General features: G+C 71.1%; 18 protein-coding genes and 1 pseudogene. 8 read left to right on the forward strand and 11 right to left on the reverse strand.

Annotated features, from left to right (window positions below; genetic code table 11):
* The first annotated feature begins 12 nt into the window (after positions 1-12).
* The gene (locus tag ACIPPS_RS01425; RefSeq protein WP_401425437.1) at positions 13-795 is read left to right on the forward strand and encodes a tyrosine-protein phosphatase; all 783 of its coding nucleotides are present in this window, start codon (positions 13-15) and stop codon (positions 793-795) included.
* Between the two features lie 81 nt (positions 796-876).
* Here ACIPPS_RS01425 and ACIPPS_RS01430 read toward each other — a convergent pair whose 3' ends face one another.
* Positions 877-1,716: an RICIN domain-containing protein gene (locus ACIPPS_RS01430; protein ID WP_401425439.1), complete on the reverse strand. Its 840-nt coding sequence runs from the start codon at positions 1,714-1,716 to the stop codon at positions 877-879.
* Between the two features lie 227 nt (positions 1,717-1,943).
* Positions 1,944-2,969, reverse strand: a complete 1,026-nt coding sequence (locus ACIPPS_RS01435) for an ATP-dependent 6-phosphofructokinase (protein WP_401425441.1) — start codon at positions 2,967-2,969, stop codon at positions 1,944-1,946.
* Between the two features lie 259 nt (positions 2,970-3,228).
* Here ACIPPS_RS01435 and pta point away from each other — a divergent pair, with 259 nt between their 5' ends.
* The 3 genes from pta (at position 3,229) to pyk (ending at position 8,084) form a co-directional block, all read left to right on the forward strand.
* A complete protein-coding gene (gene pta, locus ACIPPS_RS01440) occupies positions 3,229-5,319 on the forward strand; it encodes a phosphate acetyltransferase (RefSeq protein WP_401425444.1) in 2,091 nt (696 codons plus the stop codon).
* Entirely contained in the window at positions 5,316-6,539 is a 1,224-nt protein-coding gene (locus ACIPPS_RS01445; RefSeq protein ID WP_401425447.1) for an acetate kinase, read from the forward strand. Before pta ends, ACIPPS_RS01445 begins: the two co-directional genes overlap by 4 nt.
* 114 nt (positions 6,540-6,653) lie before the next feature.
* Complete coding sequence (pyk, locus tag ACIPPS_RS01450) at positions 6,654-8,084, forward strand: pyruvate kinase (protein WP_401425449.1); 1,431 nt, start codon at positions 6,654-6,656, stop codon at positions 8,082-8,084.
* Between the two features lie 143 nt (positions 8,085-8,227).
* On the opposite strand, the gene ACIPPS_RS01455 is transcribed toward pyk, so the two are convergent.
* From ACIPPS_RS01455 to ACIPPS_RS01470, 4 genes are all read right to left on the reverse strand, one after another.
* On the reverse strand, positions 8,228-9,532 hold the full coding sequence (locus tag ACIPPS_RS01455; RefSeq protein ID WP_401425452.1) for a hypothetical protein: 1,305 nt from the start codon (positions 9,530-9,532) through the stop codon (positions 8,228-8,230).
* Complete coding sequence (locus tag ACIPPS_RS01460) at positions 9,522-10,124, reverse strand: DUF6114 domain-containing protein (RefSeq protein ID WP_401425454.1); 603 nt, start codon at positions 10,122-10,124, stop codon at positions 9,522-9,524. The genes ACIPPS_RS01455 and ACIPPS_RS01460 overlap by 11 nt, the downstream gene beginning before the upstream one ends.
* Before the next feature lie 110 nt (positions 10,125-10,234).
* Positions 10,235-10,888, reverse strand: coding sequence for a DUF6230 family protein (locus ACIPPS_RS01465; RefSeq protein WP_401425456.1), 654 nt, complete (start codon positions 10,886-10,888; stop codon positions 10,235-10,237).
* 583 nt (positions 10,889-11,471) lie between these two features.
* Positions 11,472-12,446 carry a tetratricopeptide repeat protein gene (locus ACIPPS_RS01470; protein WP_401425459.1) on the reverse strand — a complete coding sequence of 325 codons (975 nt, stop codon included), beginning with the start codon at positions 12,444-12,446 and terminating at the stop codon, positions 11,472-11,474.
* 263 nt (positions 12,447-12,709) lie between these two features.
* On the opposite strand from ACIPPS_RS01470, the gene ACIPPS_RS01475 reads away from it, so the two are divergent.
* Positions 12,710-13,339: a TetR/AcrR family transcriptional regulator gene (locus ACIPPS_RS01475; RefSeq protein WP_401425461.1), complete on the forward strand. Its 630-nt coding sequence runs from the start codon at positions 12,710-12,712 to the stop codon at positions 13,337-13,339.
* Between the two features lie 45 nt (positions 13,340-13,384).
* A complete protein-coding gene (locus tag ACIPPS_RS01480) occupies positions 13,385-13,798 on the forward strand; it encodes a PPOX class F420-dependent oxidoreductase (RefSeq protein WP_401425464.1) in 414 nt (137 codons plus the stop codon).
* Positions 13,799-13,923: 125 nt separating this feature from the next.
* Here ACIPPS_RS01480 and ACIPPS_RS01485 read toward each other — a convergent pair whose 3' ends face one another.
* From ACIPPS_RS01485 to ACIPPS_RS01500, 4 genes are all read right to left on the reverse strand, one after another.
* Positions 13,924-15,624 (reverse strand): methylmalonyl-CoA mutase, encoded by a 1,701-nt coding sequence (locus tag ACIPPS_RS01485; RefSeq protein ID WP_401425466.1) that lies wholly within the window; start codon positions 15,622-15,624, stop codon positions 13,924-13,926.
* 72 nt (positions 15,625-15,696) lie between these two features.
* Positions 15,697-16,029 (reverse strand): DUF3817 domain-containing protein, encoded by a 333-nt coding sequence (locus ACIPPS_RS01490; protein WP_401425469.1) that lies wholly within the window; start codon positions 16,027-16,029, stop codon positions 15,697-15,699.
* A 55-nt stretch (positions 16,030-16,084) separates the two neighbouring features.
* On the reverse strand, positions 16,085-16,594 hold the full coding sequence (locus tag ACIPPS_RS01495; RefSeq protein ID WP_401425472.1) for a MarR family winged helix-turn-helix transcriptional regulator: 510 nt from the start codon (positions 16,592-16,594) through the stop codon (positions 16,085-16,087).
* Between the two features lie 9 nt (positions 16,595-16,603).
* A complete protein-coding gene (locus ACIPPS_RS01500; protein ID WP_401427234.1) occupies positions 16,604-16,774 on the reverse strand; it encodes a hypothetical protein in 171 nt (56 codons plus the stop codon).
* A gap of 9 nt (positions 16,775-16,783) precedes the next feature.
* Here ACIPPS_RS01500 and ACIPPS_RS01505 point away from each other — a divergent pair.
* Together ACIPPS_RS01505 and ACIPPS_RS01510 are read left to right on the forward strand one after the other, a co-directional pair.
* Positions 16,784-17,373 (forward strand): annotated as a pseudogene (locus ACIPPS_RS01505) (helix-turn-helix domain-containing protein); the annotation flags it as partial.
* Between the two features lie 21 nt (positions 17,374-17,394).
* Positions 17,395-18,414 (forward strand): glycoside hydrolase family 6 protein, encoded by a 1,020-nt coding sequence (locus ACIPPS_RS01510; RefSeq protein WP_401425474.1) that lies wholly within the window; start codon positions 17,395-17,397, stop codon positions 18,412-18,414.
* Positions 18,415-18,641: 227 nt separating this feature from the next.
* Here ACIPPS_RS01510 and ACIPPS_RS01515 read toward each other — a convergent pair whose 3' ends face one another.
* Positions 18,642-19,067 carry a hypothetical protein gene (locus ACIPPS_RS01515; protein ID WP_401425477.1) on the reverse strand — a complete coding sequence of 142 codons (426 nt, stop codon included), beginning with the start codon at positions 19,065-19,067 and terminating at the stop codon, positions 18,642-18,644.
* Positions 19,068-19,161: the final 94 nt, after the last annotated feature.

Consider the following 19,161-nt stretch of genomic DNA (forward strand, 5'->3'; position numbering starts at 1 on the left):
TAGGGTGGCGACGTGAGACGACACCTCCCCTTCGACCACCTCCACAACTTCCGTGACCTGGGCGGCTATCGGACCGCCGACGGCGCGACCGTCCGCTGGAACGTCCTCTACCGTTCCGACTCCCTGGCCAAGCTGCGCGGCCCCGACCTGGGCCGCTTCCGCGCGCTGGGCGTGAGGACCGTGATCGACCTGCGCTACCCGTGGGAGATCGACGCCAAGGGCCGGCTGCCCGAGGGCCCGGAGACCGACGGCACGGCCTGGCACAACCTGAGCATCGAGCACCGCCCGTACGACCAGGCGGAGATCGACCCCGCCCTCGACCCGTGGCGCTACCTCGCCGACCGGTTCGCCGAGGTCGCTGCCGACGGCGCGGCCGAGCTGCGCGAGGCCCTGGAGGTCGTCGCGGCGGCGGACGGCCCGCTCGTCTTCCACTGCGCCTCCGGCAAGGACCGTACGGGTCTGCTCGCCGCCCTGCTGCTCGGCCTGCTCGACGTCTCCGACGAGCAGATCCTCGACGACTTCGCCCTGACCGAGCTCGCCACCGCGCGCCTCGTCGCCGACTGGCACGCCGCCCACCCGGGACGGGAGCTGCGCTGGCCCGGGTACGGGCGCGCGCCCGCCGAGATCATGCGGCTCGTCCTCGCGGACCTGCGCGCCGGCTACGGATCGGTGTACGGGTACGTCACCGGGCACGTCGGGCTCGACCCGGCCGTGGTCGACGCGCTGCGCGAGCGTCTCCTGGAGCCCACGCCCGTCACGGCCGCCAGCGGAGCCCACGCCCGTCACGGCCGCTAGCGGAGCCCGCGCACGTCACGCCCGCTAGCGGCGGTCGCGCACGTCGCGCCCGCTAGCGGCGGTCGCGCACGTGACGGCCCGCTAACGGCGGTCGAAGCTGAAGAGCTGGCCGCCGCCGTCCGCGCGGCAGGGCGCCTGCGCCAGCTTCGCCCACGCGACGGCCCGGTCCCCGACGACGCTCACGCAGGAGTCCGGGGCGGCCGAGCGCACGGGGACGATGCGGTAGCCGGTGACCGGACTGCCGAAGGGCTCTAGACGGAACGTTTCGACGCGGCTCGGGTCGCCGCACTCGGAGTCCTCGAAGGCGGCGTCCGGGATCCGGCCGCCGGCGGGGATGCCCGAACAGCCGGGGCCGTGGTCCGGGTGGTCGGAAACGATTCGCCACGTCCCCGGGCCGCGCTCCTCGAGGGAGTAGCGCGGGACGTCCGCGCCCTCGCACGGACGCTGATGGATCTGGCCGCTGCGTCCGCCCCTGCGCTCGTTGAGGCAGAGGTCCGGGCCGATCACCCGTATCCGTACGTCCCCGGCGGCGGGCGCGGTGACGGCCCTCGGGCGGTCGGCGCTCCCGTCCCGCACCAGGGCGCCGACCACGCTGGAGGTGGCGAGGACGAGCCCGGCGACGGCGACGAGGGCGACGAGCGTCCGGCGCAGGCGGGAGTGCGGCCCGGGGGGCTCGCCATCGAACTCGGGATCGGAATCGAACTCGGAATCGTCAGGGGAATCGGGATCGAAACCGGGGCCGTAGCCGGGCCCGGGCCCGGTTCCGCGAACGAGGCCCCTCGCGCCGGCGTCCTGGGATCCGGAGGCCGACCCCGGCGCGGCCTCCGGCGCCGTCGGCCAGGCCGTGCCCGCCTCCCCGTCCGCGCACACGGCCTCGCGCGGGTCGGGTGCGCGGCCCCCGGCGGCGTGTCCCTCGGTCATGCGTCCTCCCCGACCCTCCCCCGGACGGGGTGGGGACATGTCCGGGACGGGCCCAAGCCTTGTTGATCCGGGTGTGCAACTCAAGAGTCGAATTCGGCAATTCCGGTCGGCGCAGCGGCCTCACCGCAAACGAGCGGGCGCCGACCGCCCACGAGGGACGATCGGGGCCCGCTCACCCCTCAGGACTGCTCAGGACTCATGCAGGACCGATGTCCCGCCCGGCCGGGTCAGAAGACCGACTCCGCCTCCGACATCCGAGCCGCCGGTACGGTCTTCAGCTGCGTCACGGCCTCCGCCAGCGGCACCATGTGGATGTCCGTGCCCCGCAGCGCCGTCATCCTGCCGAACTGGCCCCGGTGCGCGGCCTCCACCGCGTGCCAGCCGAAGCGGGTCGCGAGCACCCGGTCGTACGCCGTCGGCGTGCCGCCGCGCTGGACGTGACCGAGGATGACCGGCCGGGCCTCCTTGCCCAGGCGCCGCTCCAGCTCGACCGCGAGCCGGTTGCCGATGCCCTGGAAGCGCTCGTGACCGTACTGGTCGATCTCGCCCTTCTGGTACTCCATGGAGCCCTCGGCGGGGTGCGCGCCCTCGGCGACGCAGACGACGGCGAACTTCTTGCCGCGCGCGAAGCGCTCCTCGACCATCTTGACCAGGTCGTCGACCTGGAAGGGCCGCTCGGGCAGGCAGATGCCGTGGGCGCCGCCGGCCATGCCGGACTCCAGGGCGATCCAGCCGGCGTGGCGGCCCATCACCTCGACGACCATCACGCGCTGGTGCGACTCGGCGGTGGTCTTCAGACGGTCTATGGCCTCCGTCGCGACGCCCACGGCCGTGTCGAAGCCGAAGGTGCGGTCGGTGGAGGAGATGTCGTTGTCGATCGTCTTCGGTACGCCGACCACGGGCATCCCGGCGTCGGAGAGCAGCCGGGCGGCGGTCAGGGTGCCCTCGCCGCCGATCGGGATGAGGACGTCGATGCCGTACTTCTTCGCCAACTCCGGGGCGGACTCGGCCGCTTCGGCCAGCCGGTTGCGCTCCAGACGGGCCGAGCCGAGGATGGTGCCGCCGCGCGCGAGGATGCCGCTGACCGCGTTGAGATCGAGCGGGCGGACGTGCCCGTCCAGGAGACCCTTGAACCCGTCCTCGAAGCCGATGACTTCGTCGTTGTGGCCGGTGAGCGCCCGGTGCACGACCGACCGGATCACTGCGTTCAGGCCAGGGCAGTCGCCGCCTGCGGTGAGAACTCCGATGCGCATCGTGCTGTGTCTCCTGCTCGGTAGTGGTACATGTGAGCTCTGTCGATTCTCCCACGCCCGGCATGGCGCCCGCGCCCCCTGCGGCTCCGCGCGCCGGGGTTCTGGGGCCTTTCGTCCCCCCTTTTCCGGGCCGTTCGTCCGGCCTGCGCCCTATCCACCCCCAGAGGTATTGTCAAGGGGGTATTGCTACCCCTGCGGGGATTTTTGAACACACTCGGTTGACGAGACCGGGCGGACAGGACTGGACAGGAGCCACGGCGTGACGCGCAGCGTGTACGTGACCGGGATCGACCGCGGAGACGGCCGGCAGGTGGTCGAGCTGGGAGTCATGGAGCTCCTGACCCGCCAGGTGGACCGGGTGGGGGTGTTCCGGCCCCTGGTGCACGACGGCCCCGACCGTCTGTTCGATCTGCTGAGGGCCCGCTACCGCCTCTCCCAGGACGCGTCGACGGTCTACGGCATGGACTACCACGAGGCCTCGGCGCTCCAGGCCGAGCGGGGCACCGACGAGCTGGTCTCCCGACTCGTCGACCGCTTCCTCGCGGTGGCCCGCGACTACGAGGTCGTCCTCGTCCTCGGCACGGACTTCGCCGCCACCCAGCTCCCCGACGAGCTGGCTCTCAACGCGCGCCTCGCCAACGAGTTCGGCGCCTCGGTGATACCCGTGGTCGGCGGCAAGGACCAGACCGCCGAGTCCGTACGCGCCGAGGCCCGCAACGCCTTCCGGGCGTACGACGGGCTCGGCTGCGACGTCCTCGCGATGGTCGTCAACCGGGCCGCGGGCGAGGACCGGGCGATGATCGCCGAGCGACTCTCGGCCCGGCTCCCGGTGCCCTGCTACGTGCTCCCCGACGAGCCCGCGCTCGCCGCGCCCACGGTCGCCCAGATCACCCACCACCTCGGCGCCTCGGTCGTCCTCGGCGACGACGCGGGCCTGGCGCGCGACGCGCTCGACTTCGTCTTCGGCGGCGCCATGCTGCCGAACTTCCTGAACGCGCTGACCCCGGGCTGTCTGGTGGTCACCCCCGGGGACCGCGCCGACCTCGTCGTGGGCGCCCTCGCGGCGCACTCGGCAGGCACCCCGCCGATCGCCGGAGTGCTGCTCACCCTGAACGAGCGGCCCAGCGAGGAGATCCTGACCCTGGCCGCCCGGCTGGCGCCCGGCACGCCGGTCATCTCCGTCCCCGGCAACAGCTTCCCGACGGCCGCAGAACTCTTCTCCCTCGAAGGCAAGTTGAACGCGGCCACCCCCCGCAAGGCGGAGACCGCGCTCGGCCTCTTCGACCGGCACGTGGACACCGCCGATCTGCTGAAGCGGATCTCGCTGGCCCGCAGCGGCCGGGTCACGCCGATGATGTTCGAGCACGAACTCCTGGAGCAGGCCCGCGCCGACCGCCGGCGCGTGGTCCTCCCCGAGGGCACCGAGGAGCGCGTCCTGCGCGCCGCCGACGTGCTCCTGCGCCGCGACGTCTGCGACCTGACCCTGCTCGGTGACGTCGAGGTCATCCGGAAGAAGGCGGCCGACCTCGGCATCGACCTGTCCTCGCCGGCCACCCAGCTGATCGACCCGCAGACCTCCGAGCTCCGCGACGGCTTCGCCACGAAGTACGCCGAGCTGCGCGCGCACAAGGGCGTGACGGTGGAGCTGGCGTACGACGTCGTCTCGGACGTCAACTACTTCGGCACCCTGATGGTCGAGGAGGGCCTCGCCGACGGCATGGTCTCCGGCTCGGTGCACTCCACGGCAGCGACGATCCGCCCGGCCTTCGAGATCATCAAGACCAAGCCGGACGCGTCGATCGTCTCCTCCGTCTTCTTCATGTGCCTGGCCGACAAGGTGCTCGTCTACGGCGACTGCGCGGTCAACCCGGATCCGAACGCGGCGCAGCTGGCCGACATCGCCGTGCAGTCGGCGGCCACCGCGGCCCGCTTCGGTGTCGAGCCGCGGATCGCGATGCTCTCGTACTCCACCGGCACCTCGGGCTCCGGCGCGGACGTCGACAAGGTCCGCGAGGCGACGAAGCTGGTACGGGACGCCCACCCGGAGCTGCGGATCGAGGGGCCCATCCAGTACGACGCGGCGGTCGAGCCGTCCGTGGCCGCGACCAAGCTGCCCGGGTCGGAGGTGGCCGGTCAGGCGACCGTACTGATCTTCCCCGACCTCAACACCGGCAACAACACCTACAAGGCCGTGCAGCGCTCGGCCGGTGCGGTGGCGGTCGGCCCGGTCCTGCAGGGCCTGCGCAAGCCGGTGAACGATCTCTCGCGCGGCGCGCTCGTCAGCGACATCGTCAACACGGTCGCCATCACGGCGATCCAGTCCCAGGTCCCCCAGGAGCCCACCGCATGACCACCCCCACCTCCACCCCCACGCGCGTCCTCGTCCTCAACTCCGGCTCGTCGTCGGTGAAGTACCAGCTCCTCGACATGCGGGCCGGCTCCCGTCTGGCCCTCGGCCTGGTCGAGCGGATCGGCGAGGAGACCTCCCGCCTGGTCCACACCCCGCTCCTGGGCGGCGAGAGGCGCGAGAAGAGCGGGCCGATCTCCGACCACGCGGCGGCGCTCAAGGCGGTGGCCGAGGAGCTGGCGGCGGACGGCCTCGGGCTCGACTCCCCCGAGCTGGCCGCGATCGGCCACCGGGTGGTGCACGGCGGGCTCCGGTTCACCGCGCCGACCGTGATCGACGAGGAGGTGCTGGCCGAGATCGAACGGCTGGTGCCGGTCGCACCGCTGCACAACCCGGCGAACCTGACCGGCATCCGCACGGCGATGGCGCTCCGCCCCGACCTGCCGCAGGTCGCGGTCTTCGACACGGCGTTCCACACGACGATGCCGGAGTCCGCGGCCCGGTACGCGATCGACGTGGAGACGGCGGACGCGCACCGCATCCGCCGGTACGGCTTCCACGGCACCTCGCACGCCTATGTGTCGCGCGAGACGGCGAGGCTGCTCGGCAAGGAGCCGGAGCAGGTGAACGTGATCGTGCTGCACCTGGGCAACGGCGCCTCGGCCTCCGCCGTCCGGGGCGGTCGGTGCGTGGACACCTCCATGGGCCTGACCCCGCTGGAGGGCCTGGTCATGGGCACCCGCTCGGGCGACATCGACCCGGCGGTCACCTTCCACCTCAAGCGGGTGGCGGGCATGTCGGCGGACGAGATCGACGTCCTGCTCAACAAGAGGTCCGGGCTGGTCGGGCTCTGCGGCGACAACGACATGCGTGAGATCCGCCGGCGCGTCGACGAGGGCGACGAGCGGGCGGCGCTCGCCTTCGACATCTACGTCCACCGGCTGAAGAAGTACATCGGCGCCTACTACGCGGTACTCGGCCGGGTGGACGCGGTCGCGTTCACGGCGGGTGTCGGCGAGAACGCGGCCCCGGTACGGGAAGCTGCGATCGCGGGCCTGGAGGAGCTGGGCCTGGCGGTGGACGCCGACCTCAACGCCGTACGGTCCGACGAGGCCCGGATCATCTCGCCGGAGTACGCGCGGGTGGCGGTCGCCGTGGTGCCGACGGACGAGGAGCTCGAGATCGCGCGCCAGAGCTACGCCTTGGTGACGGCGGCCGCCTGAGAAACGGCTCCGATCAAGGCCTCGACACGTGAACGCTTGAGCGACCCCGCGCCCATTTGTACTTTCCACCAGACGGAATATTCCGCAGTGAAACAAACCGATAGGATCCGCCTCATGCGCCGTTCCAAAATCGTCTGCACGCTGGGCCCCGCCGTCGACTCGTACGAGCAGCTGAAAGCGCTCATCGAGGCCGGTATGAACGTGGCCCGATTCAACATGAGCCACGGGACCCAGGCCGAGCACCAGGAGCGGTACGACCGTCTCCGCAGGGCGGTGGCGGACACCGGCCGCGCCGTGGGCGTGCTCGCCGACCTCCAGGGCCCCAAGATCCGTCTGGAGACCTTCGCGGAGGGTCCCGTCGAGCTGGTGCGCGGTGACGAGTTCACCATCACCACCGAGGACGTCCCGGGTGACAAGTCCATCTGCGGGACCACGTACAAGGGCCTGCCGGGGGACGTCTCCAAGGGCGACCAGATCCTGATCAACGACGGCAACGTCGAGCTGCGGGTCGTCGAGGTCGAGGGCCCGCGGGTGAAGACCGTGGTCATCGAGGGCGGTGTCATCTCCGACCACAAGGGCATCAACCTGCCCGGCGCGGCGGTGAACGTCCCGGCCCTGTCCGAGAAGGACGTCGAGGACCTGCGGTTCGCCCTCCGGATGGGCTGCGACATGGTCGCCCTCTCCTTCGTCCGCAACGCCGACGACGTCAAGGACGTCCACAAGGTGATGGACGAGGAGGGGCGCCGGGTCCCGGTCATCGCCAAGGTGGAGAAGCCGCAGGCGGTCGAGAACATGGCGGCCGTGGTCGACGCCTTCGACGCGGTCATGGTGGCCCGTGGCGACCTCGCGGTGGAGTACCCGCTGGAGAAGGTCCCGATGGTGCAGAAGCGCCTCGTGGAGATGTGCCGCCGCAACGCCAAGCCGGTCATCGTCGCCACCCAGATGATGGAGTCGATGATCACCAACTCGCGCCCCACGCGCGCCGAGGCCTCCGACGTGGCCAACGCGATCCTGGACGGCGCGGACGCGGTCATGCTCTCCGCGGAGTCCTCCGTGGGCGCCTACCCGATCGAGACCGTGAAGACGATGTCGAAGATCGTCGCCGCGGCCGAGGAGGAGCTGCTCTCCAAGGGCCTGCAGCCGCTCGTGCCCGGCAAGAAGCCGCGTACGCAGGGCGGCTCGGTGGCCCGTGCGGCCTGCGAGATCGCCGACTTCCTGGGCGGCAAGGCGCTGATCGCCTTCACCCAGTCCGGCGACACCGCGCGCCGCCTGTCCCGCTACCGGACGATCCAGCCGATCCTGGCCTTCACCACGGACGAGTCCACCCGCAACCAGCTCACCCTGAGCTGGGGCGTGGAGTCCTTCCTGGTCCCGTTCGTGGAGACCACGGACGCGATGGTCGACATCGTGGACGCGGAGCTGCTGAAGCTCCAGCGCTACAACGAGGGCGACACCATGGTCATCACCGCCGGCTCGCCCCCCGGCGTCCCCGGCACCACGAACATGGTCCGCGTCCACCACCTGGGCGGCGGCGACAACGCCTGACGCTCCGCCCGCGCGCGCGTGCCTGTGTACGCACCCGGCATGACGAGGGCCCCCGTCCGGATCGGACGGGGGCCCTCGTCATGTGCGGCTCCCGGAAGGGTCGGGGCGAACGGCCGCTCGGGTCGAGCGGCCGGTCAGGTCGGTCAGTTCGGCTCGATCGTGTTGCGCAGGCCCGGGACCTTGAGGGTGCCGCCGAACTGGCCCGCCTGGATGACCTCCACGTTCGTGAAGAAGGCGAACGGGACGTCGAGCGGCGGCGGGGTCTGCGGGTTGAAGGTGATCGGGATCAGACCGAAGAGGTTGCCCTTCAGCTGCTCCGTGTACATGGTCACCGTGCCGTTGGTGATGGTCGACGTCGAGCCCTTGTCCGAGCGGACATGGCCCGTGCGGCCCTCCGAGTGCACCGTGAGCTGGTGCAGGTCCTTGATGTCGACCCCGCTCGCGGTGAACTTCAGCGCCTTCTTGACCTTGCCGCTGCCGGTCTTCACCTCGACGATGCCGTGGTACTTCAGCCCCTTCAGCGTGAGCAGGGAGCTCTCCAGCTTCCACGGGTCGTCCGGCAGGAGCGGGATGCCCGGCTCCAGCTCGGCCGCCGCGAGCGCCTCGGGGTCGGGCTCGGGGCAGGGGAAGCGCGGCTTGGCGCCGTCGGGTATGTCCTCGTCCTTCTTGGCGTCGAGGCCCTTGGCGTCCTCCGGCAGCTCCTCGACCTTGGCACCCACCTCGCCCGCGGCCTTCTCGATGGCGGCCTTGGTCCTGTCGACCGGGCCGTCCTCGTCCGTGGTCGCCTTGCCCGCCTTGTCGTCGGGCTGGGCGGTCGAGGGCTTGGTCGTCGACGGCTCCGACGGCTCCGCCGGCTTGGTGGCCGTGGTGGTCGGAGTCGGCGTCGGCGTGGGTGTCGCGGTCGGCGACGTGTCCGGCCCGTCGAAGAGGTCCTTGATCTTGTCGCCGAGACCCAGCGGGTCGAGCGGGTTGACGCTCTTCGTCGCCGTCGGGGTGGGCGTCGGTGCCGGGGACTTCTGCTCGGTGGCCGCGCGCTGCTCCGTCGTGGCCGTCGCCGAGGGGCTGGCGGTCGGCTCGGGCGACTCCGTCTCCCCGGTGGCCTCCGGCTTCGGGGACTCGGACGCGCCCGTGCTCTCGCTCGCGCTCGCCGTGGGCTTGGGCGTCTCGGCGGGCTTCGTCGTCTCCTCCGTCACCGGCTCGTCCGAGCGGGTGACGCACGGACCGGGCGCGAAGGGGATGTCCTTCTCGTCGGCGAGGGCGAGTCTGGGTGCCATACCCATGCCCATGAGGACCGCGGTCGGCATGGCGGCCAGGGCCATCGCCTTGCCCGCGGGTCCCTGGATCTTGTTCAGCAGCGACTTGCGCGGTGCCGCGTGCCGCGGACCCCTGCGAGCCACGGTGGCGCCGTCCGCAGCCGACTGCGCCGACTGTGTGTCGTCACCCCGCACTGTTCCTCCCGCCGTTGGCGTCGATCGTCGTTTCGGTCGCCCGCACACCCTCAGGGGCACGCTGCTCGGGGAACGGGCTCTTCCCGAAGTCGACCGCCTGGGTCTCCTCCGGCGCCTCGGCCCCCTGCGGCCGGCCGTCGTACTCGTGCTCGTACTCGCCCTCCAGGGCCTCCGGCTCGGCCTCGGCCCTCTCCTCCACCGGGGCGCCCGGCGCCCACGCGATCGACATCCCGCCGCCGATCAGGGAGAGCAGGAATCCGATGACGAAGCCACCGAAGTTCGAGACGGGGATGGAGACGAGCCCCAGCACGATCGCCGCGACACCCGCGAACACCCGGACGATGGGCTGGTACCACATCGTCAGACCCAGGGTGACGAGCAGGACGCCGATGATCAGCGCGCCGGCTCCGGCTGTCGTCGCGATGGCGATCGTCATGTTGCCGAGTCGCATGTCGCCGTACGGGAGATACGCGATCGGTACGCCGCCGAGGATGGTGAGGAGCCCCGCCCAGAAGGGGCGCGTGCCCCGCCAGGCGCGGAAACGGTTCCTGATCGGGCGGACTCCGCGGGAAGCAGTGGACTCGGCGCTCATGGAAAACAGCTCCCTGGAAGCGGTGTTGCGTAAGAAAGGTGGAGAACGGTCATACGGGACCGGGGTGGGTGGGGCCGCACGGGGCGGCCCCACCCACCGGGGCACACGTCCTACTCGGTGAAGCACTCCTTGGGAGCGCCCGTGTGCAGCTTCAGCTTCAGGTCGGGGAGCTTGAAGGTGGCGGCCGTGGTCGCCCATGCCTTCTGCTCGACATCCGTCAGCGTGGCGTTCTCGGCGCGCTGCGAGAAGCCGTACGGGTTGGCCGTGGTGCCGGGCTGGATGCCGGGCTTGCCGTCCTTCTTCGGGAGCGCACCCGCGGCCACACCGATGTCGATGTTGCCGAACTCGGCGTCCGCCTCCAGCGAGGAGACGTCGAGGTAGATGTCCTTCGCGTAGACCGGCTTGTTCTTCTCGGTACCGGCGCGCAGCTCCAGCGAGACGTTGCCGAGGAACGGCACGTTCGGCGTCACCACGGACTGGCACATGTCGGTGATCCAGGCCTCGGAGAAGCCCGAGACGCCGACCGGCTTGGCGAACGGCTTGCCTTCGAGGTCCTTGCCCGAGACGACATTGCCGTACTGGACGAAGTCCTTACCGACAAGGCTGTCGGCCTTAACCTTGAACTCCTGGCCGGAGATGCTGAAGGACGCGGCGAGCGCGCCCTGAGCCAGGCCGACACCGATCGCGGCCGTCGCGGCCACACTCGGCACCATGACGACGGCGAACCGCTTCCATCTGGTCCCGCCACGAACCTGGGACTTCATGAGAATCCTCCTTCTCGGACGTACATCTCCGGATGGGCCCAGGGCCCGTCCTGGGATGGGAGAAGTGCTACGTCCTCGGGAAGGAGCGCCGAACACCGGGCGCACGGAGCGTCCGACTTCACCGGCGATCACCCCCGAGCGACAACCACTGGCCACGCCTTGCGCGCAACCTCTTGGACAGGCCCTGCCGGTGAGGGCAGGAACCCCCCTGTCCACGGCCGGCGCCACTGTCGCCGACCCGCCCGGTGGGGACCCTCGCCGCTGACCCGGCTGGTTGCCGGGTGGTGCGGTATCGGACCGAGCGTCGCCGATCGTGGTCCATTCCCGGCGCCCGCACAAGGGGGTTCGTTACTCGCTAGTAACGGGTGGATAACCTCGCCACGACAGCGCGATGCCGCGCGGCCACACAGGGTGCAGCCCGCGGCAGCGGCAAAGCGGGATAGTCGTAGAGGAACCCGGACACAATCACGGGTTCGATTTACTGCAAGTAACAGCGGCCGCGATTACCAAGTTTTGGTAAAGCGCGGCCGCGTTATGTCACTGTGATGCCGAATCGGCGCCCTTCCCGGTGGGAAGGAACGGGTCAGAACAGCACCCGCGCGAGGGCCTGACGGGCCGTCGTGACCCGGGGGTCCTCCGGTCCGATGACCTCGAACAGCTCCAGGAGCCGCAGCCGCGCCGCGTCCCGCTCGTCACCGGCGGTCCGCCGCACGGCGTCCACGAGACGGCTGAAGGCGTCCTCGACATGACCGCCCACCAGGTCCAGATCGGCGGCCGCGATCTGCGCGGCCGCGTCGCCCGGGTTCTCGGCCGCGTTCTTACGGACCGCCTGGGGGTCCATGTCCTGCACCCGGGCGAGCAGTTCCGCCTGGGCCAGACCGAGCTTCGCCTCCGGGTGACCCGGGTCGTCGGCGAGCACGTTCTTGTACGCCTGGACCGCACCGGCCAGGTCTCCGGCGTCCAGCGCCACCATGGCCGCCTCGAGGAGGGCGTCGTACGGACCGGCCGGCACCGGGGCCTGGTCGGCGGCGACGTCGGCGTCGGCGTCCGGGTCGACGGCGATCCCCGTGAGGCCGAAGCGCTCCTCACCGACCTGGATCAGCTGGTCCAGGGTCTGACGGATCTGGGCCTCGGGCGCGGCGCCCTGGAAGAGCGGGAGCGCCTGGCCGGCGACCACCGCGAAAACGGCCGGAATTCCCTGGATGCCGAACTGCTGCATCAGCATCTGGTTGGCGTCGACGTCGACCTTGGCCAGCAGGAAGCGGCCTTTGTACTCGGCGGCGAGGCGCTCCAGCAGGGGGCCGAGCTGCTTGCAGGGCTCGCACCACTCGGCCCAGAAGTCGATGACGACCGGGACCTCGGCCGAGCGCTGGAGGACATCGCGCTCGAAGCCGGCCTCGTCGACATCGATCACCAGGGCAGAGGGGGCGACGGCCGACGGGCCACCCTGCCGGGCGGCCTCGGCACGTGCCTGCTCCGCCTTCGCCTTGGCCTCACCGGCCGCCTTCACCGCGGCGAGGTCGACGACGCCGCTCATGGACATGTTTCTGGGCTGCATGAGTACATCCTCCCCCTTCCGCGCGCGTCACCGGTACGTGATGGCCGAACCGTGCACCACGTGCGCGGTTCTCGTTCTGTCGCGCCGGGTCCCCACCTGGCGCATGTGGTCGTCGCTGGGGCGGACCGAGAAGGTCGATCACACCTTTCGCTACGGGTCGTAGCGTAACTGTCCCCGTCGGCCCAGGGGAAGGACTCTCCGGTGAACTGGCTCACATCGCACGCCTCTGGCGCACTACCTACCGGCGGGTATGGTCGACCTCCATGTGCAGCCGCCCCCGTCCCCGAAGCCGTACCGGACGCCCCCGCAGCGTCGAGGCCGATGCCGCGATCCTCGACGCGACGCGGGCGGCGCTGGTCGAGCTGGGCTGGTCGAAGCTGACGATGGGCGATGTGGCGGGCCGGGCGGGAGTCGCCAAGACCACCCTCTACCGGCGCTGGGCGAGCAAGAACGAACTCGTCGTGGACGCCGTCGCCGTCCTCTTCGACGAACTCGAACTGCCCGACCTGGGTTCCCTCCAGGCCGACATCGAGCACGTGGTCCTCCAGTTCGCCGCGCTGCTCCAGCGACCGGAGACCAAGACCGCGCTGATGGCGGTGGTCGCGGAGTCCACCCGGGACGAGCCGCTGCGCGAGCGCATCCGCGCCTCCATCGTCGACCGGCAGAAGCGGCTGGTCCTCGAAGGCCGCCAGCGCGCCCAGGAGCGCGGCGAACTTCCCTCCGACCGGGACCCGGAGTCCGTCGACTCCACGGACGACCTGATCTTCGACGTGATCGCCGGAGCGGTCGTCCACCGCGCCCTGGTGAGCGCGGAACCGGTCGACGCGGCCTGGGTCCAGCGCTTCACGGCCCTGCTGATCGGCGGTCTCGGCGCGGCGGCGGCCACGACCTGAGGCAACACCGCCGCCAAGGAGTGCGGTCACCCTAGGGTGGCGGGCGTGACGATCACTCTGAACAGCGCCGTGCGCGCGCTCCTGGACGCCCCCAACCCCGCGATCCTGGCCACCGTCCACCCCGACGGGTCCCCGCAGACCTCGGTGGTCTGGGTGTCGAGGGACGGCGACGACCTGCTGATCTCCTCCCAGGCCGGCCGCCGCAAGGTACGGAACATCCAGGCCGACCCCCGGGTCAGCCTGACCGTGTACGACCAGAAGGACCCGCAGCTGTACGCCGAGATACGGGGCACCGCCACGGTCACCGAGGACATCGGGCGGGCCATGGCCGTCGCGATCGAGGAGCAGTACGAGGGCCCCGGCTCGGGCCAGGGCTACCTGGACCTGCCGCCGGAGGTGGTGCGGGTGGTCGTCCGCGTCACGCCGACGAAGGTGGTCGGCACCGCGGCCCAGCGGTAGCCCGGGCGGCAGGGGCGGTACGGGGGAGGCGCTCCGCGAAGGGGCGGTACGAAAGGGCGGTACGCGTAGGGGCGGTACGGGAGGTTCCGTACCGCCCCTACGCGCGTCTGCCCGTGCGCGTGCGGCTAGAAGCCCGGGGGCTCCGTGTAGATGCCCCACTCCTCGCGCAGGACGTCGCAGATCTCGCCGAGCGTGGCCTCCGCCCGTACCGCGTCGAGCATCGGGCCGATCATGTTCGAGCCGTCGCGGGCCGCCGCCAGCATCGAGTCCAGCGCGGCGCGCACCCGAGCGTCGTCGCGGCGGCCCTTGCGCTCGCCGAGGACCCGGACCTGCTCCCACTCGACCTCGTGGCTGACCCGCAGGATCTCCAGGTCGCCGGTGACCGAGCCGTGGTGCACGTTGACGCCGACGACCCGCTTGTCGCCCTTCTCCAGGGACTGCTGGTACTGGAAGGCGGACTCGGCGATCTCGCCGGTGAACCAGCCGTCCTCGATGCCGCGCAGGATGCCGGAGGTGATCGGACCGATCGGGTGCCGCCCGTCCGGGTGGGCCCGGCGGCCGCGCTCCTTGATCTGGTCGAAGATCCTCTCGGCGTCGGCCTCGATGCGGTCGGTGAGCTGCTCGATGAACCAGGAGCCGCCGAGCGGGTCGGCCACGTTGGCTACGCCCGTCTCCTCCATCAGCACCTGCTGGGTGCGCAGCGCGATCTCGGCGGCCTGCTCGCTGGGCAGCGCGAGGGTCTCGTCGAGCGCGTTGGTGTGCAGCGAGTTGGTGCCGCCGAGGACGGCCGCGAGGGCCTCGACCGCGGTCCGTACGACGTTGTTGTACGGCTGCTGGGCGGTGAGGGAGACGCCGGCGGTCTGGGTGTGGAAGCGGAGCCACTGGGCCTTGTCGGTCTTGGCGCCGTAGACCTCCTTCATCCAGCGCGCCCAGATCCGGCGGGCGGCGCGGAACTTGGCGATCTCCTCGAAGAAGTCGAGGTGCGCGTCGAAGAAGAAGGAGAGGCCAGGAGCGAAGACGTCGACGTCCAGGCCGCGGGAGAGGCCGAGCTCCACGTAGCCGAAGCCGTCGGCGAGGGTGTACGCGAGCTCCTGCGCGGCCGTCGCCCCGGCCTCGCGGATGTGGTAGCCGGAGACGGAGAGCGGCTTGTAGGCGGGGATGCCCTGGGCGCAGTGCTCCATCAGGTCGCCGATGAGGCGCAGGTGCGGCTCGGGCTGGAAGAGCCACTCCTTCTGCGCGATGTACTCCTTGAAGATGTCGGTCTGGAGCGTCCCGTTGAGGACGGCCGGGTCGACACCCTGGCGCTCGGCGGCGACCAGGTACATGCAGAAGACGGGCACGGCGGGCCCGGAGATGGTCATCGAGGTGGTGACGTCGCCGAGCGGGATGTCCTTGAAGAGGACCTCCATGTCGGCGGCGGAGTCGATGGCGACCCCGCAGTGCCCGACCTCGCCGAGCGAGCGCGGGTCGTCCGAGTCGCGGCCCATCAGGGTCGGCATGTCGAAGGCGACCGAGAGCCCGCCACCACCGGCGGCCAGGATCATCTTGTACCGCTCGTTGGTCTGCTCGGCGTTGCCGAAGCCGGCGAACTGGCGGATGGTCCAGGTCCGGCCGCGGTACCCGGTGGGGTGCAGGCCGCGGGTGAAGGGGTACTCGCCGGGCCAGCCGATGCGCTCGAAGCCCTCGTAGGTGTCGCCCGGCCGGGGGCCGTAGACGGGCTCCACGGTGTCGCCGGAGAGCGTGGTGAAGTCCGCGTCGCGCTTGCGGGCCTTGTCGTACCGGGCCTGCCAGCGACGGCGGCCCTCTTCGATGGCGTCAGCGTCCATGCTTCGAATTTACTAGGACGTCCTAGTAAATGTCGATGGGAAACCTCCGCACATGTGTGCGGAGGTGGGGTGTCAGGCCTTGACCGGCTCCGGCCGCGCGCCGCTGACCAGCGGAAGCGTCTCGCGGACGACCTTGCGCTCGACGAAGAAGGCGGCGAACGGAATCGTGCCGGACAGCAGCACCCACAGGAGCTTGCCGAACGGCCACTTCGCCTTGGAGCCCAGGTCGAAGGCGAAGATCAGGTAGATGATGTAGAGGACACCGTGGGCCTGGGAGACCGCGAACGTCACGTCCTCGCCCATCTCGAACCCGTACTTGAAGATCATGCAGGTGCACAGCACGAGCAGCATGACGGCGGTCACGTACGCCATGACGCGGTAGCGGGTCAGCACGCTGGATTTCATGCCGTCGAGCGTAACGGCCCGTTCCGGGCGATCTTCGGGCGGGTCGGGCTCCCCGTCAGGACTCGTCGAAGTCCTCGGCCGAGACCCGCAGCGGGCGGAGCATCGCGAAGATCTCGGCGCACTCCTCGGCGTCGTAGGCCCCGAGTCCGAAGTCCATCGCCATCAGGTCCCGGGTGGCCGCCTCGACCACTTCGCGGCCCTTGCCGGTGATGGACGCGAGGGTGCCGCGGCCGTCGTTGGGGTTGGGCCGCTTGTCGACGAGACCGGACTTCACCAGCCGGTCGACGGTGTTGGTGACCGAGGTCGGGTGGACCATCAGCCGCTCACCGATCTTGGACATCGGCAGCTCACCGGCCTTCGAGAAGGTGAGCAGCACCAGCGCCTCGTACCGCGCGAAGGTCAGTCCGTACGGCTTGACGACGGCGTCGACCTCCGCGAGCAGGATCTGATGCGCGCGCATGATCGAGGTGATCGCGGCCATCGAGGGGACCGGCCCCCAGCGCTTCTGCCAGAGTTCGTCGGCGCGGGCGATGGGGTCGAAGGGGAGACTGAGCGGCTTCGGCACGCGTCGACCTTACCCACTGGTCACATGCCGGTCAGCCCCGTCTCGCACTTCGGTCGCCCGCACTCCCAGGAGGACGGCGCCGAGGCAGAGGGTGCCGAGGCAGAGGTTGCCGAGGATTCCCGTCGCGGCGACGACGAGGTGGACGGGGAGGAACTCGGCGGCGAGGCCGGCGGCGGCCATGCCGGCCCCCAGGCCGCCTGGGAGGCCCTGGTCGCGCCCGACTGGCCCCCGGCTGAGGGCGCTCCTGGAGGCCGATGGGGCCCACCATGCGCGCAGGCTCGCGGAGGGCGGCCTCGAGCGGCTGCTGGCTCCATCCCGGTTTCGGCTGGGGCGCCGACAGCGCGACACTCACCGTCGCGTACCCGGGCGAGCACGTCCGCGCGCTCGACGGCCAGGGGCTCGTCCTGATGCCGGTCTTCACCTGGCCCGACGTGGTGAGCGGCTTCGACCCGCCCTGGCAGCCGACCGTCGTCTGTCCGGCGCGCGGGATCGGCGGCCTGTGGAGCGAGGCCACCCGCGACCGGACCCCCGACGCCCTCGACCGGCTGCTCGGCCGGGCCCGCGCCGACGTGCTGTGCGCGCTCGACGATCCGGCAGGCACGACCGCGCTCGCACACCGGCTCGGCCTCGCCCCCTCCTCCGTCTCGGCGCACCTGTCCGTCCTGAAGGACGCCGGCCTGCTGACCTCCCGCCGCTACGGCCACCAGGTGCTCTACGAACGCACGCCGATCGGCATGGCCCTGACGGGCTCCCCGGTGTCGCACCCCACCCCCGGGTGACCGTTATGTCACGATGACGCGGTGTCCCGCCGCACCTCCACCGCAGCCACCCTGGCCCTCGTCACCGCGCTGCTCCTGACCGGATGCGGTGGTCCGGACGAGTCCGCCGGTACCCCTGCCGCAACGCCCACCGCGCGCGGCGAGGCGGCGCCGGCCGTCGGCGGCTCCCCCTTCTGGGTCGACCCGGACAGCGACGCGGCCCGGCAGGTGCGGGCGTACGAGGCGGAGGGCCGCACGGAGGACGCGCGGCTGATGCAGCGGATCGCGGAACGGCCGGTCGCGGACTGGCCGGCCGGCGACGATCCCGTACCGGACATCAGCAGGGCGGTGCGCGGGGCCGCCGCCGACCGGCGGACCGTGGTCCTCGTCGCGTACAACATCCCGCACCGGGACTGCGGGCTGTACTCGGCGGGCGGCTCGCACGACGGCCAGGCGTACCGCGCCTGGGTCGACTCCTTCGCCTCCGCGATCGGGGACGCGCCCGCGATCGTCGTCCTGGAGCCGGACGCGCTGCCGCACGTCGTGGACGGCTGCACGCCCGCCCAGCACCACGACGAGCGCTACCGGTTGCTCTCCGAGGCGATCGACCGGCTGAAGCGGCAGCCGGGCACCCGGGTCTACCTGGACGCGGGCAACCCGGCCTGGATCGACGACCCCGGCAAGCTGGTGGAGCCGTTGCGGCGGGCCGGGATCGCCCGGGCCGACGGCTTCTCGCTGAACGTCTCCAACTTCCAGACCGACGCCGCCGTGAAGGGCTTCGGTGCCACGCTCTCCGGCCTGCTCGGCGGAGCGCACTTCACCGTCGACACCAGCCGCAACGGCGACGGCCCCCTCCCGGGCGACAGGGAGGAGGCCTGGTGCAACCCCCCGGGCCGGGCCCTCGGCGTACCGCCCACCGACCGCACCGGCGACGCCCGCGTCGACGCCTACCTGTGGATCAAACGCCCCGGCGAATCGGACGGCCCCTGCCGAGGCGGCCCGGCGGCCGGCACCTGGTGGCCGGAGTACGCCCTGGGCCTCGCCCGCCGCGCGAAGGCGTAGAGGCTCACTCGTCCGCTGCTCGCCTCAGATCCGAGACGGCGAGGCGAACCGAGACCGAACTGCCAGGGTTCAGTCGGCGTCTCCCATGCCTACGGCCGCGCCGAGGGAGGAATCGGGGGACCTCCCCAGCGGGGTCGATCGGATCGACGGCGTACACCCAGGAACCCGGTTTGGCCGCCACCTCCGCACGTACCGCGTCGGTCACCGGCGGTACAGCCGTCTTTGGATCACTTGTCTCCGTGCCTCCTGCGTTGCTCGCTCAGATCGCTCTGCTCGACCACATAGGAGAGCCGTCCATGATCCGCAGTCGGCACACCGTCAAATATGTCGACGGTTGCCGGCCGACCGGACAGCGGCCATCGATGGGCCCGCCTGCCGCCGCCCATGTCCAAGGCCATCCTGCTGGGGTAGACGTCCCGGCACGCACCCTCGATCGCGGGCTTCAGCCCTTCGCGTTCCAGGTCGGTTCGCACGCGGGCCAAGGCCTCGAAGAAGTTCCACGCCGTGTGCTCCGACGCCTTTACCCCGTAGGTGATGCGGACGGTGTAGTCGGTGCCTGCGCACTCGCCGACGAGTCTCGCCACCGTGACATCCTCGTCGGAGGCAAGGACGATCTCTCTGTCGTACAACACTTCCGCGTACAACTCGCTCATCTACCGCCCCCCGGCGCATGCCGATCCTCGTGGGTCACGGGTCGCGCGCTCGGAGCGCGACGGCACGCACCGGAGGGCTCGTACACCCCGGCCG

The sequence above is a fragment of the Streptomyces sp. NPDC090127 genome (assembly GCF_044746945.1).
Classification (GTDB): domain Bacteria; phylum Actinomycetota; class Actinomycetes; order Streptomycetales; family Streptomycetaceae; genus Streptomyces.